This is a genomic window from Paraburkholderia sp. SIMBA_030 (genome assembly GCF_046535245.1).
In the GTDB taxonomy this organism is placed as follows: Bacteria; Pseudomonadota; Gammaproteobacteria; order Burkholderiales; family Burkholderiaceae; genus Paraburkholderia.
Genome location: NZ_JAWRXB010000027.1, coordinates 53314 through 78402, shown reverse-complemented (window position 1 = coordinate 78402; position 25089 = coordinate 53314). Strand labels below are relative to the sequence as shown.

32 protein-coding genes and 1 tRNA gene are annotated in these 25089 nt (G+C 62.0%); 32 read left to right on the top strand and 1 reads right to left on the bottom strand.

The genetic code is table 11. The features are described 5' to 3' along the window. Positions 1-22: 22 nt before the first annotated feature. The 25 genes from SB772_RS34695 (at position 23) to tatC (ending at position 18618) form a co-directional block, all read left to right on the top strand. The gene (locus SB772_RS34695; protein WP_410837638.1) at positions 23-844 is read left to right on the top strand and encodes an ABC transporter ATP-binding protein; all 822 of its coding nucleotides are present in this window, start codon (positions 23-25) and stop codon (positions 842-844) included. Further along, positions 841-1608: a lipid asymmetry maintenance ABC transporter permease subunit MlaE gene (gene mlaE, locus SB772_RS34690; protein ID WP_410837637.1), complete on the top strand. Its 768-nt coding sequence runs from the start codon at positions 841-843 to the stop codon at positions 1606-1608. Before SB772_RS34695 ends, mlaE begins: the two co-directional genes overlap by 4 nt. 91 nt (positions 1609-1699) lie before the next feature. Further along, positions 1700-2257 (top strand): outer membrane lipid asymmetry maintenance protein MlaD, encoded by a 558-nt coding sequence (gene mlaD, locus SB772_RS34685; protein WP_410837636.1) that lies wholly within the window; start codon positions 1700-1702, stop codon positions 2255-2257. An 11-nt stretch (positions 2258-2268) separates the two neighbouring features. Further along, positions 2269-3276: a VacJ family lipoprotein gene (locus SB772_RS34680; protein ID WP_410837635.1), complete on the top strand. Its 1008-nt coding sequence runs from the start codon at positions 2269-2271 to the stop codon at positions 3274-3276. Positions 3277-3390: 114 nt separating this feature from the next. After that, entirely contained in the window at positions 3391-4023 is a 633-nt protein-coding gene (locus tag SB772_RS34675; protein ID WP_410837634.1) for a phospholipid-binding protein MlaC, read from the top strand. A gap of 20 nt (positions 4024-4043) precedes the next feature. Then, positions 4044-4322 carry a lipid asymmetry maintenance protein MlaB gene (locus tag SB772_RS34670; protein WP_410837669.1) on the top strand — a complete coding sequence of 93 codons (279 nt, stop codon included), beginning with the start codon at positions 4044-4046 and terminating at the stop codon, positions 4320-4322. A 229-nt stretch (positions 4323-4551) separates the two neighbouring features. Further along, positions 4552-5484, top strand: coding sequence for an ABC transporter ATP-binding protein (locus SB772_RS34665; RefSeq protein WP_410837633.1), 933 nt, complete (start codon positions 4552-4554; stop codon positions 5482-5484). Then, on the top strand, positions 5481-6245 hold the full coding sequence (locus SB772_RS34660) for an ABC transporter permease (protein ID WP_341314141.1): 765 nt from the start codon (positions 5481-5483) through the stop codon (positions 6243-6245). The genes SB772_RS34665 and SB772_RS34660 overlap by 4 nt, the downstream gene beginning before the upstream one ends. Positions 6246-6260: 15 nt before the next feature. Beyond that, a complete protein-coding gene (locus SB772_RS34655; protein ID WP_006052280.1) occupies positions 6261-6500 on the top strand; it encodes a BolA family protein in 240 nt (79 codons plus the stop codon). A gap of 111 nt (positions 6501-6611) precedes the next feature. Further along, positions 6612-7874: a UDP-N-acetylglucosamine 1-carboxyvinyltransferase gene (murA, locus tag SB772_RS34650; protein ID WP_410837632.1), complete on the top strand. Its 1263-nt coding sequence runs from the start codon at positions 6612-6614 to the stop codon at positions 7872-7874. Continuing rightward, a complete protein-coding gene (gene hisG, locus SB772_RS34645) occupies positions 7871-8569 on the top strand; it encodes an ATP phosphoribosyltransferase (RefSeq protein WP_410837631.1) in 699 nt (232 codons plus the stop codon). The genes murA and hisG overlap by 4 nt, the downstream gene beginning before the upstream one ends. A 48-nt stretch (positions 8570-8617) precedes the next feature. After that, a complete protein-coding gene (hisD, locus tag SB772_RS34640) occupies positions 8618-9940 on the top strand; it encodes a histidinol dehydrogenase (protein ID WP_410837630.1) in 1323 nt (440 codons plus the stop codon). A gap of 216 nt (positions 9941-10156) precedes the next feature. Further along, positions 10157-11227: a histidinol-phosphate transaminase gene (gene hisC / locus SB772_RS34635; RefSeq protein ID WP_410837629.1), complete on the top strand. Its 1071-nt coding sequence runs from the start codon at positions 10157-10159 to the stop codon at positions 11225-11227. A gap of 103 nt (positions 11228-11330) precedes the next feature. Further along, on the top strand, positions 11331-11918 hold the full coding sequence (hisB, locus tag SB772_RS34630; protein WP_006052285.1) for an imidazoleglycerol-phosphate dehydratase HisB: 588 nt from the start codon (positions 11331-11333) through the stop codon (positions 11916-11918). Between the two features lie 48 nt (positions 11919-11966). Continuing rightward, complete coding sequence (locus SB772_RS34625; RefSeq protein WP_410837628.1) at positions 11967-12587, top strand: MarC family protein; 621 nt, start codon at positions 11967-11969, stop codon at positions 12585-12587. Further along, a complete protein-coding gene (gene hisH, locus SB772_RS34620) occupies positions 12584-13225 on the top strand; it encodes an imidazole glycerol phosphate synthase subunit HisH (protein WP_410837627.1) in 642 nt (213 codons plus the stop codon). The genes SB772_RS34625 and hisH overlap by 4 nt, the downstream gene beginning before the upstream one ends. 214 nt (positions 13226-13439) lie before the next feature. Continuing rightward, positions 13440-14192, top strand: a complete 753-nt coding sequence (gene hisA / locus SB772_RS34615) for a 1-(5-phosphoribosyl)-5-[(5-phosphoribosylamino)methylideneamino]imidazole-4-carboxamide isomerase (protein WP_410837626.1) — start codon at positions 13440-13442, stop codon at positions 14190-14192. Between the two features lie 169 nt (positions 14193-14361). Further along, positions 14362-15135 (top strand): imidazole glycerol phosphate synthase subunit HisF, encoded by a 774-nt coding sequence (hisF, locus tag SB772_RS34610; RefSeq protein WP_410837625.1) that lies wholly within the window; start codon positions 14362-14364, stop codon positions 15133-15135. Between the two features lies 1 nt (position 15136). Then, on the top strand, positions 15137-15547 hold the full coding sequence (gene hisI / locus SB772_RS34605; RefSeq protein WP_410837624.1) for a phosphoribosyl-AMP cyclohydrolase: 411 nt from the start codon (positions 15137-15139) through the stop codon (positions 15545-15547). Then, positions 15544-15918 carry a phosphoribosyl-ATP diphosphatase gene (locus SB772_RS34600; protein WP_410837623.1) on the top strand — a complete coding sequence of 125 codons (375 nt, stop codon included), beginning with the start codon at positions 15544-15546 and terminating at the stop codon, positions 15916-15918. The genes hisI and SB772_RS34600 overlap by 4 nt, the downstream gene beginning before the upstream one ends. Before the next feature lie 85 nt (positions 15919-16003). Then, complete coding sequence (locus SB772_RS34595; RefSeq protein WP_410837622.1) at positions 16004-16399, top strand: DUF4870 family protein; 396 nt, start codon at positions 16004-16006, stop codon at positions 16397-16399. Positions 16400-16499: 100 nt separating this feature from the next. Then, the gene (locus tag SB772_RS34590; RefSeq protein ID WP_410837621.1) at positions 16500-16865 is read left to right on the top strand and encodes a histidine triad nucleotide-binding protein; all 366 of its coding nucleotides are present in this window, start codon (positions 16500-16502) and stop codon (positions 16863-16865) included. Between the two features lie 135 nt (positions 16866-17000). Then, positions 17001-17240, top strand: a complete 240-nt coding sequence (tatA, locus tag SB772_RS34585) for a Sec-independent protein translocase subunit TatA (protein WP_341314152.1) — start codon at positions 17001-17003, stop codon at positions 17238-17240. 39 nt (positions 17241-17279) lie between these two features. Beyond that, positions 17280-17804, top strand: coding sequence for a Sec-independent protein translocase protein TatB (tatB, locus tag SB772_RS34580; protein ID WP_410837620.1), 525 nt, complete (start codon positions 17280-17282; stop codon positions 17802-17804). A 34-nt stretch (positions 17805-17838) separates the two neighbouring features. Further along, on the top strand, positions 17839-18618 hold the full coding sequence (tatC, locus tag SB772_RS34575; RefSeq protein ID WP_410837619.1) for a twin-arginine translocase subunit TatC: 780 nt from the start codon (positions 17839-17841) through the stop codon (positions 18616-18618). A 48-nt stretch (positions 18619-18666) separates the two neighbouring features. On the opposite strand, the gene SB772_RS34570 is transcribed toward tatC, so the two are convergent. Further along, a complete protein-coding gene (locus SB772_RS34570; protein WP_410837618.1) occupies positions 18667-19884 on the bottom strand; it encodes a Do family serine endopeptidase in 1218 nt (405 codons plus the stop codon). 19 nt (positions 19885-19903) lie between these two features. Between SB772_RS34570 and SB772_RS34565 the strand changes: the two genes are divergently transcribed. The 7 genes from SB772_RS34565 to SB772_RS34535 all read left to right on the top strand — a co-directional run bounded on the left by SB772_RS34565 (position 19904) and on the right by SB772_RS34535 (position 25051). Beyond that, on the top strand, positions 19904-20650 hold the full coding sequence (locus SB772_RS34565; RefSeq protein WP_410837617.1) for a Nif3-like dinuclear metal center hexameric protein: 747 nt from the start codon (positions 19904-19906) through the stop codon (positions 20648-20650). Positions 20651-20871: 221 nt separating this feature from the next. After that, positions 20872-21492: a ubiquinol-cytochrome c reductase iron-sulfur subunit gene (gene petA, locus SB772_RS34560; RefSeq protein ID WP_410837668.1), complete on the top strand. Its 621-nt coding sequence runs from the start codon at positions 20872-20874 to the stop codon at positions 21490-21492. Continuing rightward, complete coding sequence (locus SB772_RS34555; RefSeq protein WP_410837616.1) at positions 21493-22875, top strand: cytochrome b; 1383 nt, start codon at positions 21493-21495, stop codon at positions 22873-22875. A gap of 22 nt (positions 22876-22897) precedes the next feature. Then, positions 22898-23653, top strand: a complete 756-nt coding sequence (locus SB772_RS34550) for a cytochrome c1 (RefSeq protein ID WP_410837615.1) — start codon at positions 22898-22900, stop codon at positions 23651-23653. Between the two features lie 94 nt (positions 23654-23747). Next, positions 23748-24359, top strand: coding sequence for a glutathione S-transferase N-terminal domain-containing protein (locus SB772_RS34545; protein WP_006052302.1), 612 nt, complete (start codon positions 23748-23750; stop codon positions 24357-24359). 69 nt (positions 24360-24428) lie between these two features. Then, a complete protein-coding gene (locus tag SB772_RS34540; RefSeq protein ID WP_410837614.1) occupies positions 24429-24956 on the top strand; it encodes a ClpXP protease specificity-enhancing factor in 528 nt (175 codons plus the stop codon). A 19-nt stretch (positions 24957-24975) separates the two neighbouring features. Next, a tRNA-Thr gene (locus tag SB772_RS34535) sits at positions 24976-25051 on the top strand. Positions 25052-25089: the final 38 nt, after the last annotated feature.

The following is a 25089-nucleotide window of genomic DNA, read 5'->3' as shown; positions in this document are numbered from 1 at the left end:
GTGTAAAAGGACTGTCAGTTTCGTGTCTTCCTCCCCCGAGACCTTACTCGAGTTGCGCGACGTCGACTTCGGTTATGGCGACCGGCTCGTCCTGTCGAACCTGAATCTGCGCTTCAAGCGCGGCCAGGTCGTCGCGGTCATGGGCGGCTCGGGTTGCGGCAAAACCACGGTGCTGCGTCTGATCGGCGGTCTGGTGCGCGCACAGCGCGGCGAGATCCTGTTTCAGGAGCAGGATGTCGGCCAGCAGACGCGCGAAGGCCTCTACGCGCTGCGCCGCAAGATGGGCATGCTGTTCCAGTTCGGCGCGCTGTTCACCGATATGTCGGTGTTCGAAAACGTCGCCTTCGCGTTGCGCGAGCATACCGACCTCCCCGAAGAACTGGTCCGCGACCTCGTGTTGATGAAGCTCAACGCGGTCGGTCTGCGAGGCGCCCGCGATCTGCTGCCGTCCGAGATTTCCGGCGGCATGGCGCGGCGCGTGGCGTTGGCTCGCGCGATTGCCCTCGATCCCGACCTGATGATGTACGACGAGCCGTTCGCCGGCCTCGATCCGATCTCGCTCGGCATTACCGCGAACCTGATTCGCGCGCTGAATCAGGCACTTGGCGCAACGTCGATCCTCGTCACGCACGACGTGCCCGAATCGTTCGCGATCGCCGATTACGTGTATTTCCTCGCCAACGGCGGCGTTCACGCTGAAGGCACACCGGCCGAACTGCGCGCGTCGACCGATCCTACGGTGCGTCAATTCATCGACGGCGCGCCGGACGGCCCGTTCAAATTCCACTATCCCAGCAACACGCCGCTTGCGGCGGATTTCGGCATCGGCGGGGGGCAGTCATGATCAGTACACTCGGTCGCTCGGTGCTCGACGGGCTGGGGACGGCCGGCTACGCCACGCGCTTCTTCTTCAGGCTGGTGCTCGAGTTTTTCCCCTTGCTGCGCCGTCCGCGCCTTGTCACAAAGCAGATCCACTTCGTCGGTAATTATTCGCTGGTGATCATTGCGGTGTCGGGTCTGTTTGTCGGCTTTGTGCTCGGCTTGCAGGGCTACTACACGTTGAACCGGTACGGCTCCGAACAGGCGCTCGGCTTGCTGGTCGCACTCTCGCTGGTGCGCGAACTCGGGCCGGTGGTGACGGCGCTGCTGTTCGCGGGGCGCGCCGGCACGTCGCTGACGGCCGAAATCGGCTTGATGAAAGCGGGCGAGCAGCTAACCGCGATGGAAATGATGGCGGTGGACCCGGTCAAGGTCGTGGTCGCGCCGCGCCTGTGGGCCGGCATTATTTCCATGCCGGTTCTGGCCGCGATTTTCAGCGCGGTCGGTGTGCTCGGCGGTTACGTGGTGGGCGTGCTGCTGATCGGCGTCGATGCCGGCGCGTTCTGGTCGCAGATGCAAGGCGGCGTCGATGTCTGGCGCGACGTCGGCGCCGGTGTCGTCAAGAGCGTGGTGTTCGGCTTCGCAGTGACGTTCGTGGCGCTGTTTCAGGGCTACGAAGCCAAGCCGACGCCGGAAGGCGTGTCGCGCGCCACGACCAAGACCGTCGTGTATGCGTCGCTTGCGGTGCTCGGCCTCGATTTTCTGCTGACTGCACTGATGTTCAGTTAAGACTGCGCCGCACGTTTTCCGTCGGCGGGCGCGGCACTGGCCGCGCGCGGCGGGAGTGCGGATGGCGCGGCGGATTCACTTTGGGATGACGATGAAAAAGACTGCTCTCGACTTCTGGGTCGGCCTGTTCGTGGTGTTGGGTTTCGTGGCGTTGTTGTTTCTCGCGCTCAAGGCCGGCAACATGAGTTCGTTGTCGTTTCAGGCAACGTACCCGGTCAAGCTCAAGTTCGACAATATCGGCGGACTGAAGGCGCGCGCGCCGGTGAAAAGCGCGGGCGTGACGGTTGGCCGGGTCGCGTCGATCGGCTTTGACAGCAACTCGTATCAGGCGGTCGTCACGATCGATCTCGACAAGCAATACCAGTTTCCGAAAGACAGCTCGGCGAAGATCCTGACCTCGGGTCTGCTCGGCGAGCAATACATCGGGCTCGAACCCGGCGGCGACAGCGAGATGCTCAAGGCGGGCGACACCATCTCCATGACGCAATCGGCGATCGTGCTGGAAAACCTGATCGGACAATTTCTGTACAGCAAGGCGGCAGACTCGGGTGCGTCCAAATCCGGCTCATCTGCTGCCGCACCTGCCGCGGCGCCAGCGCCGGCGGCTCCGGCACCGACCCCGCACGCCTCCGGCGCGGCTGGTCAATAAGGGAAACAAGAATGCAGACCATACGGATCAGAGGCGTGCGCGCCTTCCAGGTCGCGACACTGGCGGTGGCGGCGGCCACGCTCGCCGGCTGCACGACCGTGCAGACGCCGACCAAGGGCGACCCGCTGGAAGGCTTGAACCGCACGATCTTCACCGTCAACGACAAGCTCGACCAGTACGCGCTGAAACCGGTCGCGAAGGGCTACGTCCGGGTGACGCCGCAACCGGTGCGCGACAGCGTCACCAACTTCTTTTCGAATATCGGCGACGTCTACATCGCGGCTAACAACCTGCTGCAATTGAAGATCACCGACGGCGTCGAAGACATCATGCGGATCGTGATCAACACGGTATTCGGTGTCGGCGGCCTGTTCGACGTGGCGACGCTCGCGAAGCTGCCCAAGCATGACAACGATCTCGGTCTGACGCTTGGCCACTATGGCGTGCCGGCGGGGCCTTACCTCGTGCTGCCGCTGTTCGGGCCGAGCACGGTGCGCGACGCCGTCGGTTCGATCGGCAACTATTATGTGAACCCGTTGAGCTACATCGATCCGCCGGGTTTGAGCTGGGCGCTGTATGGCCTGAATGTGATCAACACGCGGGCGAATCTGCTTAACGCGAGCGACGTGCTGGAAGGCGCCGCGCTCGACAAGTACTCGTTCGTGCGTAACGCCTATCTGCAACGCCGTCAGTATCTGCTGTCGGACGGCAAGCAAGCGCAGGCGCTGCCGAACTATGGCGAGGAAGCGCCGCTGCCGAAGTACGAAGACGTCGAGGGCGGCGCGGCTGCGGCAGGCACGCAGGGTGCTCCGGCGAAGGCGGCGACAGCGCCGCAGGCGGCTTCAGCGGCTGGTGCGACCACAGGTGCGACCAGCAACGCGGCTGCGCCCGAAGCCGCGTCCGGCACGTCGGAAACGCCGCCGCTCGATATGAACGGCGGTCCTGAAACGACGCAGATTCCGGCCGGCCAACTGGTCCCGCCGACGCGTTTTAACTTTCCGTCATTCAAATTGCATTGATTGTGTAGCCGTAACACCTCGATACGACTCTCGCAGTTTGCGCATGGATTGCTGCTGAACTCGCGTGTTAATGTCGGCTCAAACGGTTGCACTATTTTTAAGGCAAGGCTCGATATGAAAAAATTCTTTCTGATTCCGTTCTTCGTCGCGTTGTTTTCGTTCGGAAGTGCTGGCGCATCGGCACAAACCGTCGATTCGAGTTCGCCGGATACGCTGATCAAGACCGTCACCCAGCAGGTGATCGACGCGATCCACGCCGATAAGTCGATCCAGCAAGGCGACATTACGCACATCACGCGTCTCGTCAACGAAAAGATCCTGCCGTACACGGACTTCCGCCGCACCACGCAACTGGCGATGGGCCGCAATTGGCGTACCGCCACGCCAGACCAGCAAAACGCCGTGGTCGAGCAGTTCAAGGCGCTGTTGATCCGCACGTACTCGGGCGCGCTCGCCCAGGTCCGCGACCAGCAGATTCAGTTCAAGCCATTCCGCATGAACCCGGACGACACCGACACGGTGGTGCGCTCGGTGGTGATGAACAACGGCTCGCCGATCGAACTCGACTACCGTCTGTACAAGACGCCGCAAGGCTGGCGCGTGTATGACCTCAACGTGCTCGGCGCATGGCTGATCCAGGCATATCAGCAGCAGTTCAACGAGCAGATCCAGCAAAAGGGCGTGGACGGACTGATCCAGTTCCTCACGCAGCGCAATCAGCAACTGGCTGCGGGCAAACAGTCGTGAGCGAGGTGCTGAATCCCGTCGTGAGCCGTTTCGACAGCGGCGCGACGCTGACCCACGCGAGCGCGAAAGCCGCGCTCGCGGCGGGTTTGCAGCGGATCGCAGCAGGCGCGAAGGGGGTCGATTGCGCGTCGCTCGCGCAGTTCGATTCGTCCGCGCTTGCCGTGCTGCTCGCGTGGCAGCGTGCCGCCCAGGCACGCGGCGCCGCGTTCGAGATCGTCGATCTGCCGGCTGGTCTCGCCAGTCTCGCGCAAGCCTACGGCGTCGATACCTTGCTGTGTCGACCGGAGTTAGCGCTTTAGCGCTTACTCCGGTCCCATGCAGCATGGTTGCTGCCGGCGCGACATTGACGCCTAATTGACGTGTTCGTCGCGTCACTTCCAATCCCCTGGCCGAGCAGGGGCTGTCGATTTTTGCCCTATAATCAAACGTTTTTTGGGGCATATAACCGGCCCCAATTTCGTTCCTTCCAGCACTTTTGCGCCCCCGTCAGGGCTCCTTTAGGCGCCGCGATGCCCGCGGCGCACAGTCATGTCAGCCATAGAAATTCGTAACGTCAAGAAGCGCTACAAGGACTTGCAGGCGCTCAAGGGCGTCAGCCTCACGGTGGAAGAAGGCGAGTTTTTCGGACTGCTCGGTCCGAACGGCGCGGGCAAAACAACGCTCATCAGCATCCTCGCCGGTCTCGCGCGTGCCGATGAAGGCAGCATCGCCGTGCTCGGGCACGACGTCGTCGACGATTTCCGTCTGGCGCGCCGCGCGCTCGGCGTGGTGCCGCAGGAACTCGTGTTCGATCCGTTTTTCACGGTGCGCGAAACCTTGCGCATTCAGTCCGGCTACTACGGCCTGCGCAATAACGACGCGTGGATCGACGAAATCATGGCCAATCTCGACCTCACTGACAAAGCCGACGCCAACATGCGCGCGCTGTCCGGCGGCATGAAGCGCCGCGTGCTGGTCGCGCAGGCGCTGGTGCACCGGCCGCCGGTGATCGTGCTCGACGAGCCGACCGCGGGTGTCGACGTGGAATTGCGTCAAACCTTGTGGAAATTCATCTCGCGCCTGAATCGCGAAGGTCACACGATCGTGCTGACCACGCACTATCTGGAAGAGGCTGAATCGCTGTGCGACCGTATCGCGATGCTGCGGCGCGGCGAAGTGGTCGCGCTCGAGCGCACCAGCACGCTGCTGCAACGCTTTGCCGGCATGCAATTGTTCCTGCGCTTCGCGCAAGGCGCGCTGCCCGTCGAGCTGCGTCCGCTCGAAGTGGAAAGCGGCGCGGGCAACGGCAATGGCCGTCAGCATCTGCTGCGGCTGGCGAGCTACGACGACGTCGAGCGGATTCTCGCGCAGTGCCGCGCGGCGGGCTGCACATTGGAAGAAATCGAGGTCCGCAAAGCCGACCTCGAAGACGTGTTCGTTCAGGTGATGAACGGTCCGGAAGTGATCGAGGGGCTTGCATGAGCGGCTATAGTGGATTCGGTACGCTGTTCTACAAGGAAATCCTGCGCTTCTGGAAGGTGTCGTTCCAGACCGTGCTGGCGCCCGTCATCACCGCGCTGTTGTACCTGACGATTTTCGGCCACGCGTTACGCGATCATGTGCATGTGTATCCGGGCGTCGAATACACGAGCTTCCTGATTCCGGGCCTCGTGATGATGAGCGTGTTGCAGAATGCCTTTGCGAACAGCTCGTCGTCGCTGATCCAGTCGAAGATTACCGGCAACCTGGTGTTCGTCCTGTTGCCGCCGCTGTCGCACTATGAGATGTTCGGCGCCTATGTGCTCGCCGCCGTCGCGCGTGGTCTGGCGGTCGGCTTCGGCGTGTTCATCGTGACGATCTGGTTCGTGCCGGTCAGCTTCAGCGCGCCGTTGTACATCATTCTGTTCGCGGTGTTCGGCGCGGCGATCCTCGGCACGCTCGGATTGATCGCCGGGATCTGGGCCGAAAAGTTCGATCAGCTTGCCGCGTTTCAAAACTTTCTGATTATGCCGCTCACGTTCCTCTCTGGCGTGTTCTACTCCACTCACACGCTGCCACCGGTGTGGCGCGAAGTGTCGCGGCTCAATCCCTTTTTCTACATGATCGACGGCTTTCGCTACGGTTTCTTCGGGATGTCGGATATCGATCCGCTCGTGAGCCTCGCGATTGTTGCCGGTTTCTTCGTGGTGCTGGCCGTGGTGGCGATGCGTATGCTCGCCTCCGGCTACAAACTGCGCCACTGATCAGGAGCTTCTCTCATGTTGCCGACTCCCGAACAGGTCAAGCAATACATTGCAGCTGGGCTCGCTTGCCAGCATCTCGAAGTCGAAGGCGACGGCCAGCATTTCTTTGCGACGATCGTTTCGCCGAGCTTCGAAGGCAAGCGTCTGATCCAGCGCCATCAACTCGTGTACGCGGCGCTCGGCGACCGCATGCGCGAAGAAATCCACGCGCTCAGCATGAAAACGCTGACGCCCGCCGAATGGCAGAACGCGTAATCTGGAAATTTAGTGCGAATTACTCAAGAAGGGCGCGACGTCGGTAGCGGCGCGTCGAATACAGGCAAAGCAGGCCCGGCCGAAGTCCGGGTAGATCAGGAACTGACAGGCATGGATAAACTCGTCATTGAAGGTGGCTACCCGCTTTCGGGTGAAGTCGTCGTCTCAGGTGCGAAGAACGCGGCGTTGCCGATCCTGTGCGCGGGTCTGCTCAGCGCGCAGCCGGTGCATCTGGAAAACGTCCCCAACTTGCAGGACGTGCGCACGATGCTCAAGCTGCTCGGCCAGATGGGCGTGCGTATCGAGAGCGGCGCGGGGCGTGTGTCGCTGGATGCGTCGAAGGTCGATAACCTCGTCGCGCCGTATGAACTGGTGAAGACGATGCGTGCGTCGATCCTCGTGCTCGGCCCGCTGGTCGCGCGCTTCGGTCACGCCAGGGTGTCGCTGCCGGGTGGCTGCGCAATCGGCGCGCGTCCGGTCGATCAGCACATCAAGGGCTTGCAGGCGATGGGCGCCGAGATCACGATCGAGCACGGCTTCATCGAAGCACGCGCGACGCGCCTGAAGGGCGCGCGCATCGTGACCGACATGATCACCGTGACCGGCACGGAGAACCTGCTGATGGCGGCCGTACTGGCCGAAGGCGAAACGGTGATCGAGAACGCCGCGCGCGAGCCGGAGGTCGGCGACCTCGCGCATCTGCTGGTCTCGATGGGCGCCAGGATCGAAGGCATCGGCACGGATCGTCTGGTGATTCAAGGCGTCGACAAGCTGCATGGCGCGAAGCACACTGTGATTCCGGATCGCATTGAAGCCGGCACGTTCCTGTGCGCGGTGGCTGCCGCAGGTGGCGACGTCACGTTGCGCAAAGTGCGTCCGCTGATTCTCGAAGCCGTGACGGACAAGCTGCGCGAAGCGGGCGTGACGATCGAGGAAGGCGAGGACTGGATGCGCGTGCGCATGGATAAGCGTCCGAGCGCGGTTACCTTCCGCACTTCCGAATACCCCGCGTTCCCGACCGACATGCAAGCGCAGTTCATGGCGCTGAACACGATCGCTGACGGCACTTCGCAAGTCGTTGAAACGATCTTCGAAAACCGCTTCATGCACGTGCAGGAATTGAACCGCCTCGGCGCCAATATCACGATCGACGGCAACACCGCGCTCGTGACCGGCGTCGATCAGCTCTCGGGCGCGAAGGTGATGGCCACCGACCTGCGCGCGTCGGCGAGTCTCGTGATCGCCGCACTGCGTGCCGACGGCGAAACGCTGATCGACCGCATCTATCACCTGGACCGCGGCTACGATCGGATGGAAGCCAAGCTCACCGCCATCGGCGCGAAAGTGCGCCGCATCGCCGGGAGCCAGGCATGAGTTCGATGCCGCAAACGTCGTCGTCGCCGGCGGTGCGCGCGCCGCTCACGCTGGCTTTGTCGAAAGGGCGTATCTTCGAAGAGACGCTGCCGCTGCTCGCCGCAGCAGGCATCGAAGTGGCTGAAGACCCGGAAACGTCCCGCAAGCTGATCCTGCCGACCACCGATGCGAACCTGCGCGTGATCATCGTGCGCGCGACCGATGTGCCGACCTACGTCGAGTACGGTGCCGCCGACTTCGGCGTGGCCGGCAAAGACGTGCTGCTCGAACATGGCGGCAGCGGGCTGTATCAACCGGTCGATCTGGATATCGCGCGTTGCCGGATGTCGGTTGCGGTGGCGGTGGGCTTCGATTACGCCAGCGCGGTGCGCCAGGGCGCACGCCTGCGTGTAGCCACCAAATACGTCGAAACCGCGCGCGAGCATTTCGCCGCCAAGGGTGTTCACGTCGATCTGATCAAGCTGTACGGCTCGATGGAACTGGCGCCGCTGGTTGGCCTCGCTGACGCGATCGTCGACCTGGTCAGTTCGGGCAATACGTTGCGCGCCAACCATCTTGTCGAGGTGGAGGAGATCATGCAGATTTCGTCGCGCCTCGTGGTGAACCAGGCGGCGCTGAAGCTCAAGCGCGCCGCGCTGCGGCCGATCCTCGACGCGTTCGAACGCGCGTCGAAGCCTGGTGCTGCGGCGGCCTGAGTCGTTCGACCCCGCTGTAAAGCGCGCCTTACCGAAACGGATACCCGTATGTCTATCAAGATTCGCAAACTCGATTCCACGGCTGCCGACTTCCAGAAGTCGCTGCACGCGGTGCTCGCGTTCGAGGCGAGCGAGGACGAAGCAATCGAGCGCTCGGTCGCGCAGATTCTGAATGACGTGAAGGCGCGCGGCGATGCCGCGGTGCTCGAGTACACGAACCGCTTCGACCGCGTCGATGCGACGAGTGTCGAGGCGCTCGAGTTGCCGATGGCGGAACTCGATGCGGCGCTCGAAGGCCTCGAGCCGAAGCGTCGCGCTGCGCTCGAAGCGGCGGCTGCGCGCGTGCGCGGCTACCACGAGAAGCAGAAGATCGAGTGCGGCAGCCACAGCTGGCAGTACACGGAAGCCGACGGCACCGTGCTCGGCCAGAAGATCACGCCGCTGGATCGCGCGGGTATTTACGTGCCGGGCGGCAAGGCGGCGTACCCGTCGTCGGTGCTGATGAACGCGATTCCGGCGCGGGTGGCCGGCGTGCGCGAGATCATCATGGTCGTGCCGACGCCGGATGGGGTGAAGAATCCGCTGGTGCTGGCGGCTGCCTTGCTGGGCGGCGTGGATCGCGTGTTCACGATCGGCGGCGCGCAGGCCGTGGGCGCGTTGGCGTACGGCACGCAAACCGTGCCGCCCGTCGACAAGATCTGCGGCCCGGGCAACGCGTACGTCGCATCGGCCAAGCGCCGCGTGTTCGGCACGGTCGGCATCGACATGATCGCCGGGCCGTCGGAAATTCTCGTGCTGTGCGACGGCACCACCGATCCGCGCTGGGTCGCGATGGACCTGTTCTCGCAAGCCGAGCACGACGAACTCGCGCAATCCATTCTGCTGTGCCCGGACGACGCGTTCATCGGCCGTGTTCAGGACGCGATCGACGAACTGCTGCCGACCATGCCGCGTCGGGATGTGATCGGCGCATCGCTCGAAGGCCGCGGCGCGCTGATCAAGGTGCGCGACATGGCCGAAGCCTGCGCGATCGCCAACGATATCGCGCCGGAGCACCTCGAAATCTCCGCGCTGGAGCCGCATCAATGGGGCAAGCTGATCCGCCACGCCGGCGCGATCTTCCTCGGCCGCTACACCAGCGAAAGCCTCGGAGACTACTGCGCGGGGCCGAATCACGTGCTGCCTACGTCTCGTACCGCACGGTTTTCGTCGCCGTTGGGCGTCTATGATTTCTTCAAGCGCTCGAGCGTGATCGAAGTCAGTGCGGAAGGCGCACAGACGCTCGGTGAGATCGCCGCCGAACTCGCCTACGGCGAAGGCTTGCAGGCGCATGCCCGCAGCGCCGAATACCGGATGCGTCAGAACGGCTAAAAGAACGGCTAAAAGAACGGGTAAAAGAACGGCTGCACGAGTCCGGATGCGGAGAACCTGACGATGGCGCAGGCGGGCGTCGAACCGATGCCCGCAAACTCCACCGACGGATTTCGCGCGGTTTCCCGTTAAATAACGACAATACAGACCAACCTGGAGCCCGGCCTACCGCCGATGCCAGGCCGGATTCTCCCTTGCGGCCCGGTCCGCTGACTTATGACGACACCTCAAGACATCATCCGCCGCGACGTGCTCGCGATGACGAGCTATCCGGTTCCGGACGCGACGGGCTACATCAAGCTCGACGCGATGGAAAATCCGTTTCCGCTGCCGCCGGTGCTGGCCGCGCATCTTGGCGAGCATCTGGCCGGTGTCGCGCTGAACCGTTATCCGGCACCGCGTCCGGAAGCGCTGATCGAGAAGATCAAGCGCGTGATGGGCGTGCCGGCCGGCTGCGACGTGCTGCTCGGCAACGGCTCGGATGAAATCATCAGCATGGTGTCGATCGCATGCGCCAAGCCGGGCGCCAAGGTGCTCGCGCCGATGCCGGGTTTCGTGATGTACCAGATGTCGGCGAAGCTGGCGAATCTGGCGTTCGTCGGCGTGCCGCTGAAGGCCGACTTCACGCTCGACACCGAAGCCATGCTGGCCGCGATCGCCGAGCATGAGCCGGCCGTCGTTTACCTGGCGTATCCGAACAACCCGACCGGCACGCTCTACGACGACGCCGACATGGAGCGCATCATCGCCGCGGCGAACCGGAGCCTCGTGGTGATCGACGAGGCTTATCAGCCGTTCGCGCAGCAAAGCTGGCTGCCGCGCGCCGATGCGTTCGACAACGTCGTCGTGATGCGCACGGTGTCCAAGCTCGGTCTGGCCGGGATCCGCCTCGGTTATCTGGTGGGCAAGCCCGCGTGGTTGACCGAATTCGACAAAGTGCGGCCGCCGTACAACACTAACGTGCTGACCCAGGCCACCGCCGATTTCCTGCTCGACCACGTCGACGTGCTCGACACCCAGGCCGCGCAACTGCGCGAAGAACGCAAGAAACTGGCGCAAACCGTGGCCCAATTGCCGGGCGCCGAAGTGTTCCCGAGCGCCGGCAACTTCCTGCTGGTGCGGGTGCCCGATGCATCCGTTATGTTCGAAACGCTGCTGGCGGCACGGGTTCTGATCAAAAACGTGAGTAAAATGCATCCATTGCTGGCTAATTGTGTGCGTTTGACCGTCGGTTCCCCTGAGGAAAATGCCCAACTGGTCGCCGCACTGAAACTCGTGCTGCATTGAATGGCGTTAAATAGCCGCGTCGGCGCTTGTGCATAGCGCGCGCGGCCAGCCGTTTTCCCCTCCCACACTACTATCGCTTTCTAGCTCGATTCGAGGAATTACCATGCGCCTTGCGGAAGTCGTTCGCAATACCAGCGAAACGCAGATCCGTGTGAAGATCAATCTGGACGGCACCGGTCAGCAGAAACTGGCCACCGGCGTGCCGTTCCTCGATCACATGCTCGACCAGATCGCGCGGCATGGGTTGTTCGATCTCGACATCGAAGCGCATGGCGACCTGCATATCGACGACCACCACACGGTCGAAGACACCGGCATCACGCTCGGCCAGGCGGTCGCGAAGGCCATTGGCGATCGCAAGGGCATCCGCCGCTACGGTCATTCTTACGTGCCGCTCGACGAAGCGCTGTCGCGCGTCGTGATCGACTTTTCCGGTCGTCCCGGGCTCGAATTCCATGTGCCGTTCACCCGCGCGCGCATCGGCACGTTCGACGTCGATCTGTCCATCGAATTTTTCCGCGGTTTCGTGAATCACGCCGGCGTGACGCTGCATATCGACAACCTGCGCGGCCTGAACGCCCATCACCAGATGGAAACCGTGTTCAAGGCGTTCGGACGTGCGTTGCGCATGGCCGTCGAACTGGACGAACGCGCGGCGGGGCAGATTCCGTCGACCAAGGGCAGCCTTTAAACGACTCACTGACCAGGACCGGCTGCGCTCGCGTGCGCCCGGTAGGCGATGGACATTCTGAAGTCGTTTATTTCGCTGTTGGCGCTGATCAATCCGGTCGGCGCCATCCCGTTCTTCATGAGCCTGACGGCCCATCAGGGCGACGCCGAGCGGCGCAGAACCATCCGCATCGCGGCGATTTCGGTGTTTTGCGTGATTGCGGTGACCACGCTGCTCGGGCAGCAGATCATCAGCTTCTTCGGCATTTCGGTCGGCTCGCTCGAAGTGGGCGGCGGGATCATCATGCTGTTGATGGCGGTCAACATGCTGAACGCGCAGATCGGCAACAGCCGTTCCACGCCGGAAGAGCGCGACGAAGCCGAGCAGAAGGACAACATCGCGGTTGTGCCGCTGGCGATTCCGCTGCTGACCGGCCCGGGTGCGATCAGTACGACGATCATCTACGCGGCGGGCTCGGCGCACTGGTACGACCGGCTCAGCCTGATCGCAATCGGTGCGGCGCTGGCGGCGATCTGCTTTTTTTCGCTGCGCCTCGCCGAACCGATTGCCCGCTGGGTGGGTCGCACGGGTATCAATATCGGCACGCGGCTCATGGGTTTGATGTTATCGGCGCTGGCGGTGGAATTCATCGTCGATGGATTGAAGGCATTGCTGCCTAACTTGAAATGAAAACTTCGATAGCGATTGTGGATTACGGAATGGGCAACCTGCGTTCGGTTGCTCAGGCGCTGCGCAAAGCCGCGCCGGAGGCGGACGTGGCGATCGTCGATCAGCCGGAGGCGATTCGCTCGGCCGACCGCGTGGTGTTGCCCGGCCAGGGCGCGATGCCGGACTGCATGCGCTGTCTCGGCGAGTCCGGCCTGCAGGAGGCGGTGATCGAGGCGTCGCGCACGAAGCCGCTGATGGGCGTGTGCGTCGGCGAGCAGATGCTGTTCGACTGGAGTGCCGAGGGCGGCACGCCCGGCCTCGGTCTGCTGCCCGGCAAGGTGCTGCGTTTCGACCTCGAAGGCCAGGTGCAGGACGACGGTTCGCGCTTCAAGGTCCCGCAGATGGGCTGGAACCGCGTGCGTCAGGCGCAGCCGCATCCGCTGTGGGACGGCGTCGCGGATAACGCGTTCTTCTATTTCGTGCACAGCTATTACGTCGTGCCGGAGAATGCGGCCCATACCGCGGGCGAAACGGTGTACGGCGTGCCCTTTACCTCGGCGGTGGCGCGGGATAACATCTTCGCGACCCAATTTCATCCGGAAAAGAGCGCCGAAGCGGGCCTGCGCGTGTATCGCAACTTCGTGCACTGGAACCCGTGAGCGCCTTTCTTCTTCCTGTTGCCGTGCGCTGTTGCGCCACAAGCGTGGCGGCTGCCGCGCGCTACAACCGCAGCATGACGATTTCCCAGCTCCATCGCGCCCAGCAAGGATGCCGAAAGAGTTGTACTAAACTAGCGGAACGGCGTTGCGGTGAGCTGGCTCACCAGCCGCTGCCGCCGACCTTCAACCACCTCCCGGACAACACCCGATTGCTATGCTGCTGATTCCCGCCATCGACCTGAAAGATGGTCAGTGTGTACGCCTCAAACAAGGCGATATGGACCAGGCGACGATATTTTCCGAGGAACCGGCGGCGATGGCCCGGCATTGGGTCGACCGCGGCGCCCGGCGTCTGCATCTCGTCGACCTGAATGGCGCATTCGCCGGCAAGCCGAAGAATGAAGACGCGATTCGCGCGATCATCGACGAAGTGGGTGGCGAGATTCCCGTCCAGCTGGGCGGCGGCATCCGCGACCTGAACACGATCGAACGTTATCTGGACGACGGGTTGTCGTATGTGATCATCGGTACGGCGGCGGTAAAGAATCCGGGCTTTTTGCAGGATGCGTGCACGGCGTTCGGCGGCCATATCATCGTCGGGCTGGATGCGAAAGACGGCAAAGTCGCGACCGACGGCTGGAGCAAGCTGACCGGCCATGAAGTGGCGGATCTGGCGCGCAAATTCGAGGATTACGGCTGCGAATCGATCATCTACACCGACATCGGCCGCGATGGCATGCTGCAAGGCATCAACATCGAAGCGACGGTGCGCCTTGCGCGCGCGGTGAAGATTCCGGTGATCGCGAGCGGCGGCCTGTCGAACCTGACGGACATCGAATCGTTGTGCGAGGTCGAGGACGAAGGCATCGAAGGCGTGATCTGCGGCCGGGCAATTTACTCGGGCGATCTCGACTTCACGGCTGCGCAGACCCTCGCGGACCGGCTGCGCGAATCGGACGACGCCTGAACGGCGCAATCCGCTCAAGCGGACTTAAGCGGACGACACGGCGCGTCCCGAAGGCGCCTCATGCCGTACGTGGTCGACACATCTGCGGCGTGACGCGGCTAGCCGCGCCGGCACAGTGCCGCTCAAGAATGAGCGGCCTCATCAGCGATATTGGCAGAATTGCAAGATCATGGCTCTAGCTAAACGCATCATCCCCTGTCTCGACGTCACGGCTGGCCGTGTGGTCAAGGGCGTCAACTTCGTCGAATTGCGCGATGCGGGCGACCCGGTCGAAATTGCGCGCCGCTACGACGATCAGGGCGCCGACGAACTCACCTTCCTCGACATCACCGCCACCTCCGACCAGCGCGATCTGATCCTGCCGATCATCGAAGCGGTCGCCTCGCAGGTGTTCATTCCGCTGACGGTCGGCGGCGGCGTGCGCGCCGTCGAAGACGTGCGGCGTCTGCTGAACGCGGGCGCGGACAAGATCAGCATGAACTCGTCGGCGGTCGCGAATCCGCAACTGGTGCGCGACGCAACGGACAAATATGGCTCGCAATGCATCGTCGTCGCAATCGACGCGAAGCGCGTGTCCGCCGACGGCGAACCGCCGCGCTGGGAAGTCTTCACCCATGGCGGGCGCAAGGCGACCGGGCTGGAGGCCGTCGAATGGGCACGCAAGATGGCCGAACTCGGCGCCGGCGAAATCCTGCTGACCAGCATGGACCGCGACGGCACCAAGAGCGGTTTCGATCTTGCACTTACACGCGCGGTGTCGGACGCGGTGCCGATTCCGGTGATCGCGTCGGGCGGGGTCGGCTCGCTGCAGCATCTGGCCGACGGCATCAAGAACGGTCACGCGGACGCGGTGTTGGCCGCCAGCATCTTCCACTACGGCGAACACACCGTGGGCGAGGCCAAGCGCTTCATGGCCGATCAAGGTATTTCGGTGAGGTTGTGACGTGGTGAATTCCTCGGAAGTGGACTGGCTCGACAAGGTCAAGTGGGACGCGAACGGCCTTGTGCCGGTGATCGCGCAGGAAGCGTCGACGAACGACGTGCTGATGTTCGCGTGGATGAACCGCGAGGCATTGGCGAAAACCGTCGAAACCGGCCGCGCGGTGTATTTCTCGCGTTCGCGCCAGCGCCTGTGGTTCAAGGGCGAAGAGTCCGGCCACGTGCAGCATGTGCACGAACTGCGGCTCGATTGCGACGAAGACGTCGTGCTGCTGAAGGTCGAGCAGGTGTCGGGCATCGCCTGCCACACCGGCCGCCATTCGTGCTTTTTCCAGAAATTCGAAGGCACGGCCGACGACGGCGACTGGGTCGCCGTCGAGCCCGTGCTGAAAGACCCCGAACACATCTACAAATGACGCAATCCACGCAATCGACTCACGACACGCTGCTGCGTCTCGCTGCCATCATCGACAGCCGCAAGGGCGGCGATCCGGACGTTTCGTACGTCTCGCGCCTGTTCCACAAGGGCGACGACGCGGTTCTGAAGAAGATCGGCGAGGAAGCCACCGAAGTCGTGCTGGCCGCCAAAGACACGCGCCATGGCGGCGCGCCGAAGGCGCTGGTCGGCGAAGTGGCCGACCTGTGGTTTCATTGCCTCGTGATGCTGTCGCATTTCGATCTGAATCCGGCGGACGTGCTCGCCGAACTCGAGCGCCGCGAAGGCCTGTCGGGGCTTGAGGAAAAGGCGCTGCGCAAGAGCCGCGAACGCGAGCAGAACGGCGACTGATTGCCACATACTGTCTTGAAGTAGCGAACGCCGGCGCCCACATTGCACTGAACACATCCGACGGCATCCTCAGGAGGACCCAAGCATGGAACAGTCGCACAACAGTTACCCGCCGCCGGCGTATCGCAACGCGATCGACTCCGACCGCGAGCGCAGTCTGCGCACGCTCACCCATGTGCTGTACGCGTTGTATGCGGTCCATTGGCTGACGGGCGGGATTTCGATTCTGATCGCGGTCATCATCAACTATGTGAAGCGGCAGGATGTGGCCGGCACGCCGTATGAAGCGCACTTCGAGTGGCAGATCCGCTCGTTTTGGATGGGCCTCGCCGGCTATCTGATCGGCGCCGCGCTGGTTTTCGTCCTGATCGGCTTTCCGGTTCTGTGGGCAGTCAGCATCTGGATGTTGTACCGTATTATCAAGGGCTGGCTGTATCTGTACGATAACAAGCCGCTCGCGGATCCGCGCGGCTGGTTTTGAGTTTCGTCTGCTGGCTATTGAGCCGGAATAGAAAACCGCGGAACCGCGCCGCACGCTTCGTGCTTTAGCCATACTGCGGCCATACCGCGTCAGGAATACGATGAGTCACGACCCGAACTGCCTTTTCTGCAAGATCGCCGCCGGCGAGATTCCGTCGACCAAAGTCCACGAAGACGAAGAGTTCGTCGCCTTCCGCGACATCCGTCCGGCGGCCGAAACGCACGTGCTGGTGGTTCCGCGCAAGCACATCGCGACGTTGTCGAACTGCACCGAAAGCGATGCATCGCTGCTTGGTAGAATGCTCGTTTTGGTGGCGCGTTTGGCCGACCAGCTGGGCATCGCGTATACCGGTGGTGAAACCGGGTTTCGCACGGTAATCAATACCGGTCCTGGTGGCGGGCAAGAGGTGTATCACCTGCACGCGCATATTCTGGCGGGGCCGCGTCCGTGGCACCGAATGGGCTGACGAATGGGCGGCCGCCGGTTGAATCGTAAGAGCCAGCGGTAACGTATAGATGAAGCGCACGCGCTTCGATTCACGCCGCAAGGCATAAGAGTTTTGCCGCATCTGTAGGCGGCGTCGGGGTTAAGGAGAGTCATCATGGGTTCATTGAGTATTTGGCATTGGCTGATCGTGTTGTTGATCGTCGCTTTGGTGTTCGGCACGAAGAAGTTGCGTAATATCGGCACCGATCTGGGTGGCGCGGTGAAGGGTTTCAAGGAAGGCATGAAAGAAGCCGAAACGCCGGCTGACGCGCAACAGCAGCGCGAACTGCCGCGCAACGGCGCCGTGGATGTGGACGCGAAGGAAAAGACGCCCCGTTCCGGCGATTACCGCTAAAGCGCGGCCCAACCGCGTTACTGACGGACACTTCACCTCATGCTGGACCTCGGTCTAACCAAGATGGCGCTGATCGGCGTCGTCGCGCTGGTCGTACTCGGGCCTGAGCGCCTGCCACGCGTGGCCCGCACGGCCGGCGCGCTGTTCGGCCGCGCGCAGCGGTATATCAACGACGTCAAGGCCGAGGTCACGCGCGAAATCGAACTCGACGAATTGCGTCGCATGAAGAGCGAGTTCGAAGCGGCGGCGAGCAACGTCGAAACCACTGTTCACGACAATCTGCGCAAGCACGAAACCGAGCTGAACGATGCCTGGAATTCGGGCACGTCGGTGTCGCCGAGCATTGCCGGCGGCGCACTCGAAGGTGACGTGGGCACTTCGTCGTGGCAGACCAGCACGCCGCCGCCCGCGGGACCCAGGCGCAAGAACTGGCGCGTCAAACAGACGGCCATGCCCACCTGGTACAAGCGCGCCACGACGCGCCGCACACGCGTGCAATCGGGCGCCGCGCGCGTGGCCCGTCACACGCCGGCCACCATGCGTCGTCCGACGCGGTTCTTCTGATGACCAGAACGACAATCTCTAACCGAGGGCCGGTGTGAGCGACCCCCAGCAAACCCAGGACGAAGGCACTGAAGAGACCTTCATTTCCCATCTCGTTGAATTGCGCGACCGCATCATCCGCGCAGGCCTTGCCGTCATCGTGGTGTTTGTCGGACTCGTGTATTGGGCGCCGGACATCTTCCGGCTGCTCGCGCGGCCGTTGATGATGAATCTGCCGAAGGACGGCAAGATGATCGTCACCGACGTCACCGGTTCGTTCTTCGTGCCGATGAAGGTCACCATGCTGGTCGCCTTCGTGATCGCGTTGCCGATCGTGCTGTACCAGATCTGGGCGTTCGTCGCGCCGGGTCTCTATCAGCATGAAAAGAGGCTGGTCGGGCCGCTGGTGGGCAGCAGCTACACGCTGTTTCTGTGCGGCATGGCGTTTGCGTACTTCGTGGTGTTTCCGACCATCTTTCGCGTGATGGCGCACTACAACGCGCCGCTCGGCGCGGAGATGACCACCGATATCGACAATTACCTGAGTTTCGTGCTGACGATGTTTATTGCGTTCGGCGTGACCTTCGAGGTGCCTATCGTGGTCGTGCTGCTGGTTCGCATGAACGTGCTGACCATCAAGAAGCTCAAGGAAATTCGCCCGTATGTGATCGTCGGCGCGTTCGTGGTGTCGGCTGTGGTGACACCGCCGGACGTATTCTCGCAGCTGATTCTGGCGATTCCGCTGATCGTGCTGTATGAGGCCGGCATCATCGCGGCGCGGCTGATCGTGGGCAAGCAGCCGGCGGTGGTCGAAGACGCGAGTCCGCCGAACTGATCTGAAGCCTCACGCGCTGGCCGCGGCTTCGGCCTGCGCCGCGTTGCATCAACCGCCGTCGTCGTCCTGCTGATCGCCGCTGCTGTCCGCCGGTTGCTTCGGCGGCGGAGGGCGCTTGCCGATCGCCACGTCCAGATCCATTTCACGGCCCTTGCGCACCAGATGAACCTTCGCGGCCGTGCCAGGTTTGATCTGCGCGATCACGTTCAACAGACGCGTGGTATCGGTGATGTCCTGGCCGTTCACGCTCACCAGGATGTCGCCTGGCTTGATGCCGGCGCGGTCGGCCGGACCGTTCTTCAGCACGCCCGCGACGATCGCGCCGGACTTCTGATCCAGCCCGAACGACTCGGCGATCTCCGGGGTCACATCCTGCGGCTCGACGCCGATCCAGCCGCGCGTCACCGAGCCGGTCGTGATGATGCTCTCCAGCACGCTGCGCGCCGTCGACACGGGAATCGCGAAGCCGATGCCGAGCGAGCCGCCCGAGCGTGAATAGATCGCCGTATTGATGCCGAGCAGATTGCCGTTCACATCGACCAAAGCGCCACCCGAGTTGCCCGGGTTGATTGCCGCATCGGTCTGAATGAAATTTTCGAAGGTGTTGATGCCGAGGTGATTGCGCCCGAGCGCGCTGACGATGCCCATCGTCACCGTCTGGCCGACGCCGAACGGATTGCCGATCGCAAGCACCACGTCACCCACGCGCGTCTGGTCCATGCGGCCGAGCGTGATGGTGGGCAGACTGGTCATGTTGACCTTCAGCACGGCGAGATCGGTTTCCGGATCGATGCCGATCACCTTCGCATTGGTGGTGCGACCATCGGCCAGCGCGATTTCAATCTGATCGGCGCCGTCCACGACGTGCTGGTTCGTTAGAATGTAACCTTCCGAACTCACTATCACACCCGAGCCAAGATTGGAGGCGGGTTGTTCCTGCTGCTTGCCCTTGTTCTTGTCGCCGAAGAAGTAGCGGAACAACGGATCTTTCGCGCGGGGATCGGGCGGCAGCGAGCCGTCCTTGCTCGAGAACACATTGACGACCGCGGGCATGGCTTTCTGCGCGGCGTCCGCATACGACTCCTGTAGAGGGCCGCTGCCGATGCCTGGCGCCACTTCCCGAAGCGCGACGATCGGTTCGGCGAGTTGCTTGCCGAATTGCCCTTGACGCTGGAGCCACTGCGGTTTGAGCGTCGCAATGATGAACATCAGCGCCAACAGCACAGTCACCGCTTGGGCAAAGAACAGCCAAAAGCGTCTAAGCATCTGAAGACTAGAGGTTTATATGGATCGGATCGAACTTGAATTGTACTTGAACAAGCTCCTTGAAACCGCGCGCTTCAAGGACTATTGCCCCAATGGATTGCAGGTCGAAGGGCGCCGCCGGGTCAGCAAGCTCGCGACCGGCGTGACCGCTTCAGTGGCCTTCCTGGAGGCCGCGCTCGACTGGGGCGCCGACGCCGTGCTGGTTCATCACGGCTACTTCTGGCGCAACGAGGCGCCGCAGATCACCGGGCGCAAATACGCGCGCCTGAAACTGCTGCTTGCCAACGACCTGAACCTGTTCGCCTACCACCTGCCGCTCGACGACCACCCCGAGTTCGGCAACAACGCGCAGATCGGCGCGAAGATGGGCTGGATCAGCGACGCGCGCTTCGGCGAGAACGACCTTGGCTGGCTCGCCACGTTTCCGATGCCGATCACGCTCGCGCACTTCACCGCGCAAATCGAGCAGACGCTCGGCCGCACACCGCTCGTATTCGGCGACCCGGACCGCGAACTGCGCCGTGTCGGCTGGTGCACGGGCGCCGCGCACGGCATGTTCGACGCCGCGATCGACGCCGGCGCCGATGTCTACTTGACCGGCGAGGTGTCGGAGTCGGTGATGCACACGTCGGCGGAAAGCGGTGTCGCGTTCCTCGCGGCCGGCCATCACGCGACCGAGCGTTTCGGCGTGCAGGCGGTCGGCAAGCATCTATCCGAGTCGTTCGATATCGAACACCTGTTTATCGATATCCCTAATCCCGTTTGAATTGAAAATCCGCATTAGAGAAGAAAAAGGCATGAATAACGGAGGGGGCGCTTAAAAGGAGGAACAAAAAAGTTTGCGATCCGTACGGAGAAACCCTGAGATATCAATGGCTTCGCACGGTTTTTGGCAATCGGGCCTTGTAAATGCCGACTCCATTCGCGCAAACTAGCGGCGGTAGAAGCGACGTGAAGGAAAAATCCAACTCAGAAGTGGGGCGTGTGATGCGAGACAAGGAAGATGAACGCGTCGACGGCAGCCGCCGTACCTGGCTGATAGCGACGACCGTAGCAGGTGGCATAGGAGGCGTAGCCACTGTCGTACCCTTTGTTAGTTCGTTTGCACCATCTGAAAAGGCCAAGGCGGCAGGCGCGCCGGTCGAAGTCGATATTAGCGATCTCAAGCCTGGCGACATGAAGACCGTTGCCTGGCGCGGTAAGCCGGTGTGGATCATCAACCGCACCGACAAGATGCTCGCCGATGTCCAGAAAGCCGATAAAGAAGTAGCGGATCCCCAGACCAAAAATCCTTTTTCCATGCCGTTGCCGGAGTACTGCAACAACGAATTCCGTTCGCGGACCGATCACAAGAACCTGTTCGTCGCCGTCGCCGTGTGCACCCATCTGGGCTGTACGCCGACGCCGCGCTTCCAGGAGGGCGCGCAGCCCAATCTTCCCGACGACTGGCCAGGCGGCTTCCTGTGCCCTTGCCACGGCTCGACCTACGACATGGCCGGCCGCGTCTTCAAGAACAAACCTGCGCCGCAGAATCTGGACGTCCCGCCTTACATGTTCACGTCGGCGACCTCCCTCGTGATCGGCAAGGACGAGAAAGGAGAAGCGTAAATGGCGATCGAACACGAAGTGGAGACGACAGGGCTGGCCGGCTGGATCGACCGGCGCTTTCCGATGACGTCGACGTGGAAAAAGCACGTCTCCGAGTACTACGCACCGAAGAATTTCAACTTCTGGTACTTCTTCGGCTCACTGGCGCTGCTGGTGCTGGTGAATCAGATCGTCACCGGCATCTTCCTTACGATGAACTACAAGCCCGACGCGACGCTCGCGTTCTCGTCGGTCGAGTACATCATGCGCGAGGTGCCGTGGGGCTGGCTGATCCGCTATATGCACTCCACGGGCGCGTCGATGTTCTTCGTCGTCGTGTATCTGCACATGTTCCGCGGACTGATGTACGGCTCGTATCGCAAGCCGCGCGAACTGGTGTGGCTGTTCGGCTGCGCGATTTTCCTGAGCCTGATGGCCGAGGCGTTCTTCGGCTACCTGCTGCCGTGGGGCCAGATGTCGTTCTGGGGCGCGCAGGTGATCGTCAACCTGTTCTCGGCGATTCCATTCATCGGACCGGATCTGTCGCTGTGGATTCGTGGCGATTATGTCGTCTCGGACGTCACGCTGAACCGCTTCTTCGCGTTTCACGTGATCGCGATTCCGCTGGTGCTGATCTTGCTGGTGGTCGTGCACCTGGTGGCGCTGCATGAAGTCGGCTCAAACAATCCGGACGGCATCGAAATTAAGGGGAAGAAGGACACAAACGGCATTCCGCTCGACGGCATTCCGTTCCATCCGTACTACTCCGTGCACGACTTCATGGGCGTCTCGGTGTTTCTGATCATTTTCGCCGTGATCATCTTTTTCGCGCCGGAAATGGGTGGGTATTTCCTTGAAGCGAACAACTTCATTCCCGCCAATCCGCTGCAAACGCCGCCGGAAATTGCGCCAGTGTGGTACTTCACCGCGTTCTATGCGATGCTGCGCGCCACCACCGATCCGTTCAAGATCGTGCTGATGATCATCATCGCGCTGCTGGGCCTGCTCGCGCTGGTGCGCGCGCGCGGCAAGTGGAAGAAGCTTGGGCTTCCGGTGCTCGCGGTGCTGGTGATTCTGGCGATGGCGTTCACCGAATCGAAGTTCTGGGGCGTGGTGGTGATGGGCGGCGCGGTCATCTCGCTGTTCTTCCTGCCGTGGCTCGATCGTTCGCCGGTGAAGTCGATTCGCTATCGGCCGTTTTTTCACAAGGTGTTCTACGGGATCTTCGTGCTCGCTTTCCTGACGTTGGGCTTCCTCGGCACCAGACCGCCGTCGCCGGCTTCAACGTTGATTGCGCAGGTGTGCGCGCTGATCTACTTCGCGTTTTTCCTCGGTATGCCGTTCTGGACGCGGCTTGGCACGTTCAAGCAGCCGCCCGAACGGGTGCGGTTCAAGCCTCACTAATCGCGAGCCAGGAGAACATGAAATGAAAAAGCTGCTTTCGACGTGCGCGCTAATTGGCGCGACACTGCTCGCGGTGCTGGCAGGTCCGGCGCACGCGGACGAGAATTTTCCTCTCGACCGCGCGCCCGATAACGCGGAGAATTTCGCTTCCTTGCAGCACGGCGCGCAATTGTTTGTAAACTATTGCCTGAATTGCCACAGCGCGAACCTGATGCGCTACAACCGGCTGACCGACCTCGGCATTACGCCGAGCGCAATTCAGGCGAACCTGTTGTTCACCACGGATAAAGTCGGCAACACGATGACCGTGGCGATGCGCCCGGACGACGCGAAAGCGTGGTTCGGCGCGAGTCCGCCGGATTTGTCGGTGGAAGCGCGAGCGCGCGGCAAGGACTGGCTGTACACGTATCTGCGCAGCTTTTATCGCGACAATACGCGGCCGACCGGCTGGAACAATCTGGTGTACGAAAACGTGAGCATGCCTCATGTGCTGTGGCAGCTTCAGGGGCAACGTACCGCGAAGTTCGGCGACGAAATCGACGAAAAAACAGGCGAAACGGTGCACAAATTTGTCGGTTTCCAACAGGTCACGCCGGGGACGATGTCGCCGGTAGATTATGATTCTGCTGTGGCCGACCTTGTGTCGTACCTGTCATGGATGTCCGAACCGACGCAGAAAACCCGCAAACAGCTTGGCGTGTGGGTACTGCTGTTCCTTGGCATCCTGAGCTTTTTCGCCTGGCGATTGAACGCCGCGTACTGGAAACATATCAAATAATCACGCCGTCACCGGCGTGGGGCCGGCGCCAGGAAAAACCTGCTGAACGGTTTTTCCGCGCGCTGGCCCTTCAGCTTTTTGAGGAAACGTAAACATGATGGTTCTGTATTCCGGCACAACTTGCCCGTTCTCCCAGCGTTGCCGGCTGGTGTTGTTCGAAAAGGGCATGGACTTCGAGATCCGCGACGTCGACCTGTTTAACAAGCCGGAAGACATCGCTGTGATGAATCCGTATGGTCAGGTGCCGATTCTCGTCGAACGGGACCTGATTCTGTACGAATCGAACATCATCAACGAGTACATCGACGAGCGCTTCCCGCACCCGCAACTGATGCCGGCCGATCCGGTTCAGCGCGCCCGTGCCCGCCTGTTCCTGCTCAACTTCGAAAAGGAATTGTTCGTCCACGTCGGCACGCTCGAAAACGAAAAGGGCAAGGCCGCTGAAAAGAATCACGAAAAGGCACGCCTCGCGATCCGCGATCGCCTGACGCAGCTCGCACCGATCTTCCTGAAGAACAAGTACATGCTCGGCGAAGAGTTCTCGATGCTCGACGTGGCGATCGCGCCGCTGCTGTGGCGTCTGGATCACTACGGCATCGAGCTGTCGAAGAACGCTGCACCGCTGATGAAGTACGCCGAGCGCATTTTCAGCCGCCCGGCTTATATCGAAGCGCTGACGCCTTCGGAAAAGGTGATGCGTCGTTGAGTTTGGCTTTGGGGTGAGGGCGCCGCGCTCATGGTTTTGCGCGGGTCCGCACCGGTAAGAGGACTGTTGATGCAAGAGATTTCCACCAAGCCTTATCTGTTGCGCGCGCTGTACGAGTGGTGCACGGACAATGGCTACACGCCGCACATCGCGGTGCGGGTCGACAATCAGACGCGGGTGCCGCGTCAGTTCGTGCGCGATAACGAAATCGTGTTGAACATCAGCTTCGAGGCTACCAGTCAGTTGCAGATGGGCAACGAGTGGATCGAGTTCAGCGCGCGTTTCTCCGGCAAGTCGCACAAGATCGAAGTGCCGATCGCCAATATTCTCGCGATTTACGCGCGCGAAAACGGGCAAGGCATGGCATTCCCGGTCGAATCGGCGGGCGGCGAGGCGCTGGATTCGGGCGCCGATGCAGAGCTGGCGGACGAAACCGAGTCGCCGGCCGCGCCGAGCGGAACTGCACCGCGCGCGGTTGTTGCGTCGCCGGCTGCGGACAGCGCGTCCACTAAAGCGGATGACACGGCCGACGGACCGCAACCTGACGACGATGGGTCGAAAGGTGGCGGAAGAGCTCGCCTCAAGATCGTGAAATGAAGTAGAATTACGGCCTCATGCCGGCTTAGCTCATCAGGTAGAGCGCTTGACTTGTAATCATGAGGTGGCGGGTTCGAGTCCTGCAGCCGGCACCAGTAGTACGAAACGGGTTTCTGAAAATTTTCAGAAACCC

Bases quoted from the DNA above. Each gene is read 5' to 3' on its own strand.
- SB772_RS34550 (WP_410837615.1), top strand. From the start codon at position 22,898: ATGAAAAAGCTGCTTTCGACGTGCGCGCTAATTGGCGCGACACTGCTC.
- hisG (WP_410837631.1), top strand. From the start codon at position 7,871: ATGAGTTCGATGCCGCAAACGTCGTCGTCGCCGGCGGTGCGCGCGCCG.
- hisA (WP_410837626.1), top strand. From the start codon at position 13,440: ATGCTGCTGATTCCCGCCATCGACCTGAAAGATGGTCAGTGTGTACGC.
- SB772_RS34625 (WP_410837628.1), top strand. From the start codon at position 11,967: ATGGACATTCTGAAGTCGTTTATTTCGCTGTTGGCGCTGATCAATCCG.
- SB772_RS34565 (WP_410837617.1), top strand. From the start codon at position 19,904: ATGGATCGGATCGAACTTGAATTGTACTTGAACAAGCTCCTTGAAACC.
- murA (WP_410837632.1), top strand. From the start codon at position 6,612: ATGGATAAACTCGTCATTGAAGGTGGCTACCCGCTTTCGGGTGAAGTC.
- SB772_RS34590 (WP_410837621.1), top strand. From the start codon at position 16,500: ATGAGTCACGACCCGAACTGCCTTTTCTGCAAGATCGCCGCCGGCGAG.
- hisH (WP_410837627.1), top strand. From the start codon at position 12,584: ATGAAAACTTCGATAGCGATTGTGGATTACGGAATGGGCAACCTGCGT.
- petA (WP_410837668.1), top strand. From the start codon at position 20,872: ATGCGAGACAAGGAAGATGAACGCGTCGACGGCAGCCGCCGTACCTGG.
- SB772_RS34555 (WP_410837616.1), top strand. From the start codon at position 21,493: ATGGCGATCGAACACGAAGTGGAGACGACAGGGCTGGCCGGCTGGATC.
- SB772_RS34540 (WP_410837614.1), top strand. From the start codon at position 24,429: ATGCAAGAGATTTCCACCAAGCCTTATCTGTTGCGCGCGCTGTACGAG.
- hisF (WP_410837625.1), top strand. From the start codon at position 14,362: ATGGCTCTAGCTAAACGCATCATCCCCTGTCTCGACGTCACGGCTGGC.
- SB772_RS34545 (WP_006052302.1), top strand. From the start codon at position 23,748: ATGATGGTTCTGTATTCCGGCACAACTTGCCCGTTCTCCCAGCGTTGC.
- SB772_RS34600 (WP_410837623.1), top strand. From the start codon at position 15,544: ATGACGCAATCCACGCAATCGACTCACGACACGCTGCTGCGTCTCGCT.
- SB772_RS34660 (WP_341314141.1), top strand. From the start codon at position 5,481: ATGAGCGGCTATAGTGGATTCGGTACGCTGTTCTACAAGGAAATCCTG.
- hisB (WP_006052285.1), top strand. From the start codon at position 11,331: ATGCGCCTTGCGGAAGTCGTTCGCAATACCAGCGAAACGCAGATCCGT.
- tatA (WP_341314152.1), top strand. From the start codon at position 17,001: ATGGGTTCATTGAGTATTTGGCATTGGCTGATCGTGTTGTTGATCGTC.
- hisD (WP_410837630.1), top strand. From the start codon at position 8,618: ATGTCTATCAAGATTCGCAAACTCGATTCCACGGCTGCCGACTTCCAG.
- SB772_RS34665 (WP_410837633.1), top strand. From the start codon at position 4,552: ATGTCAGCCATAGAAATTCGTAACGTCAAGAAGCGCTACAAGGACTTG.
- SB772_RS34570 (WP_410837618.1), bottom strand. From the start codon at position 19,884: ATGCTTAGACGCTTTTGGCTGTTCTTTGCCCAAGCGGTGACTGTGCTG.
- hisC (WP_410837629.1), top strand. From the start codon at position 10,157: ATGACGACACCTCAAGACATCATCCGCCGCGACGTGCTCGCGATGACG.
- mlaD (WP_410837636.1), top strand. From the start codon at position 1,700: ATGAAAAAGACTGCTCTCGACTTCTGGGTCGGCCTGTTCGTGGTGTTG.
- SB772_RS34675 (WP_410837634.1), top strand. From the start codon at position 3,391: ATGAAAAAATTCTTTCTGATTCCGTTCTTCGTCGCGTTGTTTTCGTTC.
- SB772_RS34655 (WP_006052280.1), top strand. From the start codon at position 6,261: ATGTTGCCGACTCCCGAACAGGTCAAGCAATACATTGCAGCTGGGCTC.
- SB772_RS34680 (WP_410837635.1), top strand. From the start codon at position 2,269: ATGCAGACCATACGGATCAGAGGCGTGCGCGCCTTCCAGGTCGCGACA.
- mlaE (WP_410837637.1), top strand. From the start codon at position 841: ATGATCAGTACACTCGGTCGCTCGGTGCTCGACGGGCTGGGGACGGCC.
- tatB (WP_410837620.1), top strand. From the start codon at position 17,280: ATGCTGGACCTCGGTCTAACCAAGATGGCGCTGATCGGCGTCGTCGCG.
- SB772_RS34595 (WP_410837622.1), top strand. From the start codon at position 16,004: ATGGAACAGTCGCACAACAGTTACCCGCCGCCGGCGTATCGCAACGCG.